This is a genomic window from gamma proteobacterium symbiont of Lampromicra miyakona (genome assembly GCF_059730895.1).
Genome location: NZ_AP035933.1, coordinates 453,021 through 465,658 on the forward strand (window position 1 = coordinate 453,021; position 12,638 = coordinate 465,658).

The following is a 12,638-nucleotide window of genomic DNA, read 5'->3' on the forward strand; positions in this document are numbered from 1 at the left end:
TTGCCTGCTGACGACCTGGCAAGCGAACCAGATCTTAATCTCATCGCTTACTGTAGAAATAGAAACACGACAACAGGCCGTTATTAAAACGGCCTGTTGCAATGACTATGACGCCTGATTTGCAGCGTATAATTTATTATTTATACACTGTTGCCGTACCCTGTATTTTCTTGCCTTCTTTGCCGGAGGTGATCACAAAATATTTACCCCCCATCTCATCGGCCTTTTTCGAGATTTCAGCCATGGCCTCTGCCGGTGAACTGTATTCATTATTGGTACTAACCTTACCAACTTCCTGATACTGCTTAGCCTCTTCTTTAGTAATCTCCTGCGCTGCCAGAGCCGATAAAGAGAAAGTTGACGCCACCAGCAATGACATTATTGCTACCGTAATTTTTTTCATAAATCACCCCAGATTAATTGATTCCATCCCGTTCCGGATGGCCTTTTAAGGCTTAGGTGAGCCATAAAAATAACGCAAACCTGAACGCTGAAAAATATGACCCGCCTCTTAAAAAATAACCAGCCACTTTCAGCCCACAGAAAATTTATTCATATATTACAATATATTAAGTTATTTTAAGCTTATTCAAAATAAGAAATTCCCTAGACGAAATGCGGAGCAGTGCGATACAGCAGAAAAAAATCACTCTGCCGCTCACATTTTTAAAATAGCACTTGGCATTCCAGTTATGAGCCGCTATGGTTGCTACATAACCAGATACACAGCCTGCTCATTTTTTGCATTTTTATACCTTGGTTACTTATACCCTCTCGCACACCGCATATTTTTCGCCTGCACGCAGCCTGCGTGCAGCGGGCCACGCTTTAATAAAAACTATTTAAAATCACAGATAATCAGACTGACTGAGCACCGCCATTCCGCACCGGGAAATAGCTATCAAAAAGATGCGTTTATTCATCTGTCGTCCTTTCAGGATAAGGAGGAAATAACCGTCTGCGCAGCACTTATTCGGTCGGAAAAATTCTGACCTGGTCGGAATACAATTATCGGAGTGCAGAAATGTCCAGATTACCTTTTAGCAAGTCACTATTAGCGTCCATGCTATCTGTGGCCTGCTGTTCCTGGAGCGCCCATGCGGCTCCTCAATCCCCGACGCCCTCTACCGCGCCCGAGCAAAATTCGGGCAAGCCTAACATCGTGGTGATTTTTGGCGATGACATTGGCTACTGGAACATCAGTTCCTATAACCAGGGCACCATGGGATACAAAACGCCCAACATCGACAGTATTGCCGCCGAGGGCGCCAAATTCACCTCGTATTACGCCGAGCAAAGCTCCACCGCCGGACGCTCGTCGTTTATCACCGGGCAGATGCCGTTCCGCACCGGCATGAGTAAAGTCGGTATGCCAGGTGCGCCGCAGGGCCTGCAGAAAGAAGATCCGACCATTGCCTCAATCCTGAAACAGCTCGGCTATGCCACCGGTCAGTTTGGTAAAAACCATCTGGGCGATCGCAATGAATTCCTGCCTACCGCACACGGTTTCGACGAGTTCTTTGGCAATCTGTATCACCTGAACGCCGAAGAAGAACCCGAGAACCCGGACTATCCGAAAGATCCTGAGTACCGTAAACAGTTCGGTCCGCGCGGCGTCATTAAAGCCAGCGCGGATGGCAAGGTTGAAGATACCGGGCCACTGAACGTGAAACGTATGGGCACGGTGGATGAAGAGTTCCTCGCCGCCAACAACGATTTCATGGAGCGTCAGGTCAAAGCGGGCAAACCGTTTTTTACCTGGTTCAACACCACGCGCATGCACAACAAAACGCACATTAAACCGCAGGATCAGGGCGTGACCGGCCTCGGCGACTACGCAGACGGCATGGTTGAGCACGATAAAATGATCGGCGAGGTGCTGAAGAAAATCAAAGATCTGGGTATCGAAGATAACACCATCGTGATTTACACCACCGACAATGGTCCGATGATCGCCACCTGGCCTGATTCCGGCATGACGCCATTCCGCGGCGAGAAAAATACCGGCTGGGAGGGCGGGTTCCGCGTACCCGCGATGATCAAATGGCCGGGGCATATTAAGCCTGGCACGATGATCAACGATATTTTCGGCAGCAACGACTGGTTCCCGACGCTGGTTGCCGCAGCGGGCGTGCCGGATATCAAACAGCAGCTGCTGAAAGGCTATAAGACCAGCGCCATGACCTACAAAGTGCATCTGGACGGTTACAACCAGCTGGATTTCCTGCAGGGCAAAGGGCCCGACCAGCGTAATGAGTTCTTCTACTGGAGCGATGACGGCGATCTGTTAGCGATGCGCTACGGTCGCTGGAAAGCGCATTTCATGATTCAGGAACACACCGGCCTCGACCTGTGGAAATATCCGTTCGTTAAACTGCGCACGCCACTGATCTTCGACCTGGAGATCGACCCGCTGGAGCGCGGTGACAGCGGTATGGATTACAACCACTGGTTCTATGACCGTCTGTTCCTGCTGGGTGGCGCGCAGAAATATGCCGCAGAAATGCTGCAAAGCTTCAAAGAGTTCCCGCCTCGTCAGAAACCCGGATCTTTCACCGTTTCGGATGTGCAGAAACTGATTGACGAAGGCAGCCCGGCCACCAACTGAGTTATCACTCACAGCCGGGCACGCCGTGCCCGGTATTCGGAGGCATTGATGAAATACAGCACCACACTGCCGGTTCGCCCGTTGCCCTCGGCGGAAAAATACAACGGCATCGGCCCGGCGTATAAACGCCGCTTTCACGTAATGGCCAAACCCACCGGCTCGCGCTGCAATATCGACTGCAACTACTGTTTTTACCTGCATAAAGAGCAGCTGCTGCAGCAGGATCATCACAGCGGCATGTCCGATGAAGTGCTGGAAAACTATATTCGCCAGTACATTGATAGTCAGGATGGCGATCGGGTGGTGTTCTCGTGGCAAGGCGGTGAACCGACGCTGATGGGGTTGCCGTGGTTCGAAAAGGTGGTGGCGCTGCAGCAAAAGTATCAGAAGCCAGGACAACGCATCGAGAATGATCTGCAAACCAATGGCATCCTGCTGAACGATAGCTGGGCGCGCTTTCTGAAGCAGCATCACTTTCTGGTCGGGCTGTCGATTGATGGCCCGCGCGAGTTGCACGATCGCTATCGCGTAACACGCAGCGGTAAACCGACTTTCGACAAAGTGATGGCGGGTGTGGCGGCGCTGCAACGCCACGGCGTACCGTTCAACGCGCTGGTCACGGTCAACCGGACCAATGCACGCTTTCCGCTGCAGGTGTACCGCTTTCTCACGCGCGAACTGGGCGCGACCTATCTGCAATTCAATCCCTGCGTCGAGCCGGTCGATTTTACCCAAACCGCGCCGCAGTTCTGGCGCGATGACAGCATCCCGGTGAGCGGTTCCCGCCGCGCGCGGCCGGGCGATCTCGACTCGGTGGTGACCGACTGGTCGGTCGATCCCGATGACTGGGGACGCTTTCTCATCGCCGTGTTTGAGGAGTGGGTCAACAACGATTTAGGGCGCGTGCAGGTTAACCTGTTTGAAACGGCAGTGGCGCAAACCCTGGGCCTGCCGGGCCAGATCTGCGTGACCTCAGAGTTCTGCGGCAAAGGCCTCGCCATTGAAAAAAACGGTGATATCTATGCCTGCGATCACTACGTCTATCCGGAGTATCAACTGGGCAATATTGCCAATACTAAACTGGCGCACCTGGCGTTTTCCGAACGGCAAAAAGCGTTTGGCCTCGGGAAACGCGACACCCTGCCCGCCGTCTGCAAACGCTGTCCTTACCTCAAATTATGCTGGGGCGAATGCCCGAAAAACCGCATCGTGCGCAGCGCAGAGGGTGAACCCGGCCTTAACTATCTATGTCCCGGCATCAAAGCGTTTTTTTCCTATGCTCAGCCGATCCTGGTAGGTATCGCCACGCTGCTTGAGCGGGAAAAACAGGGAGTGACGCAATGACCCTGCGGCAACGGTTTCTCGACCTGGAAGCGAGCATAAACCAGCAGGTGCTGGGTCAGCCAGAGCTGGTGCGCATGCTGATTATCGCGCTGCTGTGCGACGGCCACGTTCTGCTGGAAGGACTGCCCGGACTGGCCAAAACCCGTGCGGTGCGTGAGCTGGCGCGCCACATTGAAGGCGACTTCAGCCGTATTCAGTTCACACCGGATCTGCTGCCCTCGGATATCACCGGCAGCGAAATTTATCAGCAACACGCCACGCGTGAAGAGGAGCAGTTTCGTTTCCGGCCAGGCCCGGTGTTCGGCAACCTGATTCTGGCCGATGAGATCAACCGCGCCTCGGCCCGCGTGCAGTCGGCGTTGCTGGAAGCCATGGAGGAGCGTCATGTCACGGTGGCGGGCAACAGCTGGCCGCTGCCCGGCGTGTTTATGGTGCTGGCGACGCAGAACCCGGTTGATCAGGAAGGCACCTGGCCTCTGCCGGAAGCGCAGCTGGATCGCTTCCTGATGAAAGTGCTGGTGCACTATCCCTCGAAAGAGAATGAACAGCGCGTGATGCAACTGGTGCGCGCCGAACAGCAGGCAAAATATCGCGAACAGGACACCCCTGCCGTCAGCGCCGCTACGCCGCCGCCAGTGAGGATCAGCCAGGCGGATATGGGTCGCTGCTGGCAGGCCATCTCCGACATTTACGTCGCGCCCACGGTGGAAGATTACATCGTCTCGCTGGTGGAAATGACGCGCCAGCCGCAGCAGGTCAGCGACACCTTTGCCAGTTATGTGGCGCTGGGTATCAGCCCGCGCGGCACGCTGGCACTGGACCGCGCCGGGCGCGCGCAGGCGTGGCTCGAAGGGCGTGATGCGGTGTTGCCGGACGATATTCAGCGCATTGCCCCGGCCGTGCTGCGGCATCGTCTGCTGCTGAGTTATCAGGCCAGCGCCGACCAGGTGACCGCCGATGACGTGGTACGCATGCTGCTGGATGCGGTGGTCGCATGACGGATACCGCACTGGCCGTCACCCTGCCCGGCCTACTGGCGCTGGCGGGTGCAGCGCAGCAGCTGCGCAATCCGCCGGCTCAGCTGCCGCCCGGCGCGATGGCCGGCGAGCGCGTGTCGCGTCAGCAGGGACGCGGACTCAATTTTGACAGCCTGCGCCGCTATCAGCCGGGCGATGATGTGCGGCTGATCGACTGGCAGGCCACCGCGCGTCTGCGCACACCCTGGGTGCGGTTGTATAACGAAGAGCGCGAGCGGCCGGTATTTCTGCTGGTTGATCAGCGCCTGGACATGTATTTCGCCACACGCGGACACACCAAATCGGTCGCCGCCGCCCATCTGGCAGCGCTGCTGGCGTGGCGTAGCTGGCACGATGGCGATCGCCTCGGGGCCGCCGTGTTCAGCGATGATTCCCTGAGGTTGCAGCGCTGCCGCTCGCCGAAACTCGCCCTGGCGCCGTGCCTGAACGACCTGCATCAAATGAATAATCAGCTGCCGGCGCGCTATCCGCAGGAGCCCGCCAGCAGTCTGCCACTCCATCAGGTGCTGCAACGTATCCGGGCGCAGGTGCCTGCCGGAAGCTGGCTGGCACTGATCAGCGATTTCCACGATCTTGACGCTCAGAGTGACGCGCTGCTGGCGGCGCTGGCGCGCCGGTGTGATATCACCGCCTTTGTGCTGCTCGACGATCTGCATCTGCGGCTTCCGCATCAGGGCTATCTCGCCGCGCATTACCAGCATCAGCACGTTACGCTGCCGCTTTCACCCTCGTTGCGTCAGCAGATTAGCGAGCGGGTCACCGCCCGGCTGGCACAGCAGCAAACGCGACTGCTGCGGCTCGGCATCCGCGTGCAGCACATTGTGGTGAGTGAACCGTTATTGCGTCAGCTGACGCAGGGAGACGAGCATGCTGGAAAAAGGCTTTAGCGTTCCGCCACTGCTGCAGCCTGACCTGCCGCCCGCGGTCTCCTGGCTGCCGCTTCCTGCGGGCTGGTGGTGGCTGGCAGGCGCGTTAGCGGCCCTGCTTGTGCTGCTGGCGCTGTGGCGCACAGCGCGCTGGCGGCGCAACCGCTGGCGGCGTGAAGCGCGTCAGGTTTTACGTCACGACAACAGCATTGATAGCTGGCTGCGGCTGATTAAGCGGGTGCGGCTGGTGCACCAGCCGCGTGCTCAGGAGAGTGAACTGAGCCTCAGCCAGTTACTGCAGGAGCTACCGCTGGATGCCGCGACCTATCAGCGGTTGCTTGGCGGCTACTGCCAGCCGGACAATAGCCTGTCGCCTGATGAAATGCAGCGCCTGCGCAGACAGCTGCGGCGCTGGCTGGAGGCACTGCCCGATGTCTGAACTGCTTACCCGCTTCGATTTTGCCTGGCCGTGGATCTGGCTCCTGTTGCCGCTGCCGCTGCTGACGCGCTTTCTGCTACCGCAACGCCAGCCGGTCAGCGAAGAGGTGCGCGTGCCGTTCCTGCCGGAACTGGTGAGGGAGTTGCGTCTGGAGAATGCCCCTCCGGCCAGCCGCTGGCCTCAGACGCTGCTGTTCTGGCTGGTGTGGCTGCTGTTACTGGCCGCGCTGGCGCGCCCTGAGCTGCTGTTGCCACCGCAGCTACAGCATAAGCCGATGCGCAATGTGGTGCTGGTGCTGGATGTTTCCAGTTCGATGGCGAAAAACGACGCCGGCGCGGGCACCACTCGCCTGCAGGCGGTGCAGCGCTCGGTGCACAATTTTGTGCTCCAGCGAACCCGCGATCGCATCGGGCTGGTGATTTTTGCCAGTCAGGCGTGGCCGTTTGCGCCGATCAGCGCCGATAAGCAGGCACTGCTAGCGCGCATCAACCAGCTGGCACCCGGCATGGTGGGCCAGCAAACCGCCATCGGCGATGCGCTGGGGGTAGCGGTCAAACTGCTGGACAGCAGCCTGGAACAGGACGCCAGCCGCATGGTGATTTTACTTACCGACGGCAACGATACCGCTTCACAGCTGCCGCCCGCCCTCGCTGCGCAGCTGGCAGCAGAGCATCAGGTGCAGGTTGATACCATCGCCTTTGGCGATCTTAACGCAAGCGGCGAGGACAAAGTCGATAGCGCGCTGATGCAGGATATTGCCCGCATCACCGGCGGTAGCGCGTTTCAGGCGGCTACCTCAGGCAGCGCACTGCAACGTGTCTGGCAAACCATTGACGCCCAAACGCCCGCGCAGGTGGCGACGCTCGGTCTGTCATTTACGCGCCCGCTGTTTGCCTGGCCGCTCGGCGCGGCGCTGGCGCTGTTAACCGCGGCGTTGTTGCTGGCGCGCCTGCGGGAGCGTGCAGCATGAATGGCTTTCATTTTATGCACCCGTGGTGGCTGTGCGGGCTGCTGGTTTGTCTGGCACTGGCGTGGCTATTGCGCGCGCCGCGCAGCGCCTGGCAGCGCATTATGACAGCGCCGTTTCACGCCCTGATTACCGGTAAGCGACTGCAGCGGCTGTCACCCGTACCATGGCTGCTGGCGCTCGGCGTGCTGGCGCTGGCAGGGCCGTCATGGCAGAAGGCGTTGCCGGGCGGCGTTACGCCGCAAAGTAACGTGATGGTGATTTTGCAACAGGATCTCAGCATGCTGGCGCAGGATCTCCCGCCCGACCGGCATCAGCGCATGCAGCATAAGATCGCTCAGCTGATGCAGCAGATGCCGGGTAGCCACTTTGGACTGGTGGTGTATCGCGGCGGTGCCTGGCTGACCACGCCGCTGACCAACGATCCGGCCTTTTACTCGCTGTTCTTGCAGGCGCAGCAGCCAACGTTACTGCCGGACGGTCAGGGCAATGGCCTGGCGGCAGCTCTCCGGCTGGCCGATGATAATCTGCCGGACACGCCGCGCAGCATTGTGCTGGTGGCCGATACGTTGCGCCAGGATGATGCCCGGTTGCTCAGCCAGACCTCGCTGCCGCTGCAGCTGTGGGTGCCCGGCACTGCGCCAGGCGGCCCCTTGCCGCCCGCTTTCTCCAGTCAGGCTATTGATACCCGCCTCAACGTGGCGCGCTTCCAGCAGCTACGCGCCGACGGCGTGGCGGTTACGCTCGCCACCCCCGATGACAGCGATCTGCCTGCCATCAGACGCCATATTCAGCAAAGCCTCAGCGCCCAGCAAAACAGTCGCGAGGATCTGCCGTGGCACAACAGCGGCTACTGGCTGATTGCGCCGATGTTGTTGCTGCTGCTGTGGTGGCGTCGTCAGATACTGATCGTGCTGATTGTGTTGCCGCTCAGTGGGATAACGCCGCCGGCGGCCGCCGCGCTGCTGGATGCGTTTATCCCGCCCGACCTGCAAGGGCAACATGCCTTTCAACGGCAGGATTACGCGCGCGCGGCGCAGCACTATGTCGATCCGCTGCGCCGCGGCATTGCGCTCTACTATGCCGGTGATTTTTCTGCCGCCAGCGGCGCTTTTCGTCAGGCGCCTGTGACGCCTGAATCGCTGTTGTGGCTGGGCAACAGTCTGGCGCAGCAGAAACAGTGGCAGCAGGCGCTGCAGCATTACGATCAGGCGCTAAGCCTGCGTCCCGACTGGCGTATGGCACAGCGAAATCGCGCCAGCATTGCGCGCATTGTGATGCAGCTTCGTCAGCAGGAGCGCGATCGCCAGGCGGCACAGGGAAAAGAGCAGGATTACGATCCTGACGGCAGCAAAAAAGACCTGCACAAACAGCAGGGCGTCGCACAGCAGGTCATGCAGCCTGCAGGTCACGCGGCACCGCAGGTCAGTCAGTGGTACGACAATCTCAGCCTGTCGCCCGGTGGCCTGCTGGAAAATCTCTATCGTCAGGAGTCACCATGAGAACGCTGCTGATTTGCCTGTTGCTGCTGACCGGGCCCGCGCGCGCCGCGATGGACATCACGCGCGAGCTGGTTGGCGATGACCGTTTGGTGCCGGGTCAGCCGCTGCGCGTCGCGGTAACCTACTGGACCGATAGCTGGTTTAACCCGCCGCCACAGTGGCCTGACTTCCCGGTCAGCAACGGCACGCTGTTGCCGGCGGCCATTCCCAATCAGCTGTTATCGCGTCAGCGTGACGGTGTCAGCTGGAGCGGCATCCGCATGGAGCGCCAGCTGATGGCCTGGGATCAGGGCAAACTGCAGCTGCCGGCGCTGGACATCACCCTGCAATCCGCGGGCCAGCCGCCGCAGACCGTGACGCTGCCAGCGCTGGAAAAACAGGTACGCTGGCCGCCGGGTGTGCAGCAGCCGGATCGCTTCCTGCCCGCCGCCACGCTTCATCTGCAGGAAAAAGTCACACTGTATCGTGCCGCGCAGGGCGACGCGCTGCACGCAGGCGACGTGGTGGAACGTCAGATTACGCTGCAGGCCAGTGGTGTGGTCGCCGGACAGATTCCACCGGTGCTGATCGATTTGCCCGGTGCCCGTACCCAGCTGCTGACGCCCGAGGTCAGCGTCCTGACCAGCGGACGCGGTGAAATCACTGGCAGCCAGCGACGCGAGCGGCTGCGCTATCTGCCGGACAGCGCCGGCAGCCTGACGCTGCCGCCGGTGCAGCTGCGCTGGTGGGATACCCGACAACAGACATGGCAGCTCGCCACGCTGCCCGCCCATCACTATGACATTCTGCCTGCGCGCACGGCCGGCAGCGAACAGGTGCTGCGTGCCGGGCCTGAACGCCCCTGGTGGCAGTGGCTGCTGCTCGCCGCAACCGTGGTTCTCCTCGTCGCGGTGCTGTGGGCTGGCCGCCGTTTACTGCGTCAGGCGCTGATGTTTGCCGGCCATGCGTGGAGCCGCCTGTGGCGTATTCATGCGCTGCCCGATCTCGTTCCACATCACAGGAATCGCCGATGAAAACTGTTTCTATACTGGCGGGCCTCACGCTGTGCCTCGCTAGCATCAGTCAGGCTGACGATCTCTCCGCCTGGCGTGACGGTGCGGCAAAGCGTGCCATTACACAGTGGGTGGATGACACCACCCGCGCCGGCAGCGCTGACTTTATTCCTCTTAACCAGCGCTACGTGGTATTCGATAATGACGGCACGCTATGGCCGGAAGCACCGCTCACCTTTCAGCTGCAGTTTGCGCTCGATGAAGTGAAACGGCTGGCACCGCAGCATCCGCAGTGGCAGCAGGATGCGCTGGTGCAGGCGGTGGTCAGCAACAACACCGCCGCTATTGCTGCCAGCGGGAAAAAGGGGCTGATGCATTTGCTGACACTGACTCACAGCGGTATCACCACCGATGAGTTTGCCCAGCGCGTGCAGAACTGGGTGGCGACGCAGCGGGATACGCGTTTTGGCTGCCGCTACGATCGCATGGGCTATCTGCCGATGCGCCAGCTGCTGGATTATCTGCGCGCTCACGGTTTCCGCACCTGGATTATCTCCGGCGGCGGCATCGATTTTATGCGCGTGCTGGCGGAACAGATGTACGGCATTCCACCTGAGCAAGTGGTTGGCTCGTTTTCCCTTGCGGAATTTTCACTCAGCGACAACGGCACGCAGTTGCGGAAAACCATGAATGGTGCATTTTATGATGATGAAGCGGCCAAACCGGTGGCCATCCATCTGTTCATGGGTCATCGGCCGGTAGCAGCGTTCGGCAACAGCGACGGCGATGTGCCGATGCTGCAATACACCTCGGGCAACCCTGCCGCCAGCACCTTCGGGCTGCTGGTGCATCACACCGATGCACAGCGGGAATACGCCTACGATGCGCATCCGCCGGCCAGCGGCAAACTGGTTAACGGTCTCAGGCTGGCCGCGCACTATGGCTGGACCGTTGTCGATATGAAACAGGACTGGGGTACGGTGTTCGACCCCGCCCAGTGCCCGGCCGCCGTTCCCGTTCATCAAGGAGAAGCAAAATGAAAACATTACCTTTCACTGCCATGATCGCCCTGCTCACCCTGAGTGCCACGTCTGCGCTGGCGGTATCGCCGTATGAGAATCTGGCGCTGGCGCTGCGGCAGCAGACCATGATCAACGATCTGCGCACTCACTGCCGCGTGCCGGTCTCCATCGCCGACGAAAAAATCAAGCAGACCTTTCTGGCGGATAAGAGCAATCACAACGCGCTGTTGCAGGCGGCTGATGCCCTGAAGATGGGCAAGCATCAGCATTATCAGCAGTTGATGTCGCAGATAACCTGCCCGGATTTTAGCTGATCGTCGCTGGCAGGAAATGCCAGACGCCATCGTGGTCAGCGCGGAACAGGCCAGCGGCGTGGCGCTGCGGTTTCAGGCGTAAGGTCGCCGGATAAATGCAGACTGCGCAACGCCGCCACCAGCTGCTCGCGTGACGGTTGTTGCTGACGCAGTTGCCACGGCAGCGCCAGGTTATCGTAGACCGTGTCACCAAACAGTTGCGGTGTCTGGAAACAGTAGGAGACCTGCTGGCGATAGTGTTCGACTTTCAGCGAGTGAATATCCCGCTGCTGAAACAGGATCTCGCCGCTATCGGGCTCCAGCAGTGAGGCAATAATTTTCAGCAACGTGCTTTTGCCGCTGCCGGACGGGCCGGTGAGCAACAGCGTTTCACCGGCGTACAGCTGCAGTGATACCGGCGCCAGCAAGGTGCGCCCCTGCACGGCCAGCGTGACGTCTTGTACCGCCAGCAAAGGAGAATCAGCAGACATAAAAGGCATCCGTGAGAAATTGTCGGCAGATTATAGACAGCTGCACAAGGCAGGGGAATGCGTCACGATGCGGAGAGCGGCTGCCGTTTAACCGCCGTGGCTTTACAACGCGGCAGAAATCCGCATGCTGGTGACATTCAGGACCACTTTCTTCATTACTATGACCGCCACCAAAACCGGATTTCTCTGCGCGAGCGTGCTGCTGCTGAGCGCGCTGACGCTGCTGTCGTTGCACTGGAGCGCGTTTCAGGCATGGGCGCTGCAAAGTCAGATTCAGCTGCACCGGCTGCTGGTTACCCATTTACTGCAAATCAATAGCGGCCAGTACAGTGCCGGACTGTGGCTGCTGGCTGTGACCTTTATTTACGGCATTCTGCACGCGGTGGGTCCCGGGCACGGTAAATTTATCGTTACCACCTGGCTGACCACCCATCAGCCCCCGCGCGGCGTGGCGCTGAGCGTGCCGCTGCTGGGCAGCCTGGTGCAGGGCCTGAGCGCGATTGCCTTTGTCTTTATTCTGGCGGTTGGTTTTAACCTGACCACCGGCGATCTCAGCCTGAGCCGCTGGTATCTGGAGAAAGCCAGTGCTGTGTTCATTGCCGGGCTGGGCGTGATGCTGCTGCTGCAAGCCTGGCGCAGGCCGCCAGCGGAGCATCATCATCATGATCATTGCGGCCACGCGCATGGCGTCGCGGCTGGGCACGGCAGCGACTGGAAAAGCTGGGCGGGTATTATCATTGCCACCGGCGTGCGGCCGTGCAGCGGTGCGCTGACGGTGCTGCTGTTCGCCAGCGTCATCGGCATTACGCGCTGGGGCATGCTGGCGGTGATGAGTATGGCGCTCGGTACCGGCATGGCGCTGGTGGCGCTGGCACTGTTTGTGCAGCATTATCGTCAGCGCGCCGGGCAGCTATGGCTGGCAGAGCGCTCGCCGCAGGCGGCATCGCTGCTGAGAGCGGTACGGATCGCCGGTGGGATATTGCTGGTGATGTTTGCGCTGGTGCTGTTTTTTACCGTGGTGCCGGTGAGTGCCAACGGGGATTATATTGCGGCGGGATGTTGAGGTGCATGGTTTGG

The 12,638-nt window shown here is 59.7% G+C and carries 12 protein-coding genes and 1 pseudogene; 11 read left to right on the forward strand and 2 right to left on the reverse strand.

Features of this window, described 5'->3' with window-relative positions; translation table 11 throughout:
* Positions 1–136: 136 nt before the first annotated feature.
* Positions 137–403 carry a YdgH/BhsA/McbA-like domain containing protein gene (locus AC6I8P_RS21575; RefSeq protein ID WP_058770242.1) on the reverse strand — a complete coding sequence of 89 codons (267 nt, stop codon included), beginning with the start codon at positions 401–403 and terminating at the stop codon, positions 137–139.
* Between the two features lie 660 nt (positions 404–1,063).
* Here AC6I8P_RS21575 and AC6I8P_RS21580 point away from each other — a divergent pair.
* From AC6I8P_RS21580 to AC6I8P_RS21625, 10 genes are read left to right on the forward strand one after another with little or no spacing between them, the layout of a single operon-like run.
* The gene (locus AC6I8P_RS21580) at positions 1,064–2,608 is read left to right on the forward strand and encodes an arylsulfatase (RefSeq protein WP_394516574.1); all 1,545 of its coding nucleotides are present in this window, start codon (positions 1,064–1,066) and stop codon (positions 2,606–2,608) included.
* A gap of 48 nt (positions 2,609–2,656) precedes the next feature.
* Positions 2,657–3,952 carry an anaerobic sulfatase maturase gene (locus tag AC6I8P_RS21585; protein WP_215481268.1) on the forward strand — a complete coding sequence of 432 codons (1,296 nt, stop codon included), beginning with the start codon at positions 2,657–2,659 and terminating at the stop codon, positions 3,950–3,952.
* Complete coding sequence (locus AC6I8P_RS21590; RefSeq protein ID WP_159377679.1) at positions 3,949–4,950, forward strand: AAA family ATPase; 1,002 nt, start codon at positions 3,949–3,951, stop codon at positions 4,948–4,950. The genes AC6I8P_RS21585 and AC6I8P_RS21590 overlap by 4 nt, the downstream gene beginning before the upstream one ends.
* Positions 4,947–5,876, forward strand: a complete 930-nt coding sequence (locus tag AC6I8P_RS21595) for a DUF58 domain-containing protein (RefSeq protein ID WP_481658215.1) — start codon at positions 4,947–4,949, stop codon at positions 5,874–5,876. Before AC6I8P_RS21590 ends, AC6I8P_RS21595 begins: the two co-directional genes overlap by 4 nt.
* Complete coding sequence (locus AC6I8P_RS21600) at positions 5,857–6,294, forward strand: DUF4381 family protein (protein ID WP_498007287.1); 438 nt, start codon at positions 5,857–5,859, stop codon at positions 6,292–6,294. The genes AC6I8P_RS21595 and AC6I8P_RS21600 overlap by 20 nt, the downstream gene beginning before the upstream one ends.
* A complete protein-coding gene (locus AC6I8P_RS21605; protein WP_481658217.1) occupies positions 6,287–7,264 on the forward strand; it encodes a VWA domain-containing protein in 978 nt (325 codons plus the stop codon). The genes AC6I8P_RS21600 and AC6I8P_RS21605 overlap by 8 nt, the downstream gene beginning before the upstream one ends.
* Positions 7,261–8,763 (forward strand): VWA domain-containing protein, encoded by a 1,503-nt coding sequence (locus tag AC6I8P_RS21610; RefSeq protein WP_481658218.1) that lies wholly within the window; start codon positions 7,261–7,263, stop codon positions 8,761–8,763. The genes AC6I8P_RS21605 and AC6I8P_RS21610 overlap by 4 nt, the downstream gene beginning before the upstream one ends.
* Positions 8,760–9,776: an oxygen tolerance domain protein gene (locus AC6I8P_RS21615; protein WP_481658219.1), complete on the forward strand. Its 1,017-nt coding sequence runs from the start codon at positions 8,760–8,762 to the stop codon at positions 9,774–9,776. The genes AC6I8P_RS21610 and AC6I8P_RS21615 overlap by 4 nt, the downstream gene beginning before the upstream one ends.
* Positions 9,773–10,795 (forward strand): HAD family hydrolase, encoded by a 1,023-nt coding sequence (locus AC6I8P_RS21620; protein WP_481658220.1) that lies wholly within the window; start codon positions 9,773–9,775, stop codon positions 10,793–10,795. Before AC6I8P_RS21615 ends, AC6I8P_RS21620 begins: the two co-directional genes overlap by 4 nt.
* Entirely contained in the window at positions 10,792–11,091 is a 300-nt protein-coding gene (locus AC6I8P_RS21625; protein ID WP_021509036.1) for a YicS family protein, read from the forward strand. The genes AC6I8P_RS21620 and AC6I8P_RS21625 overlap by 4 nt, the downstream gene beginning before the upstream one ends.
* A gap of 80 nt (positions 11,092–11,171) precedes the next feature.
* Here the strand turns inward: AC6I8P_RS21625 and AC6I8P_RS21630 are convergent.
* Positions 11,172–11,561, reverse strand: a pseudogene (locus tag AC6I8P_RS21630) (ATP-binding cassette domain-containing protein); the annotation flags it as partial.
* A 124-nt stretch (positions 11,562–11,685) separates the two neighbouring features.
* Between AC6I8P_RS21630 and AC6I8P_RS21635 the strand changes: the two are divergent.
* Entirely contained in the window at positions 11,686–12,624 is a 939-nt protein-coding gene (locus AC6I8P_RS21635) for a nickel/cobalt transporter (RefSeq protein ID WP_104093343.1), read from the forward strand.
* Positions 12,625–12,638: the final 14 nt, after the last annotated feature.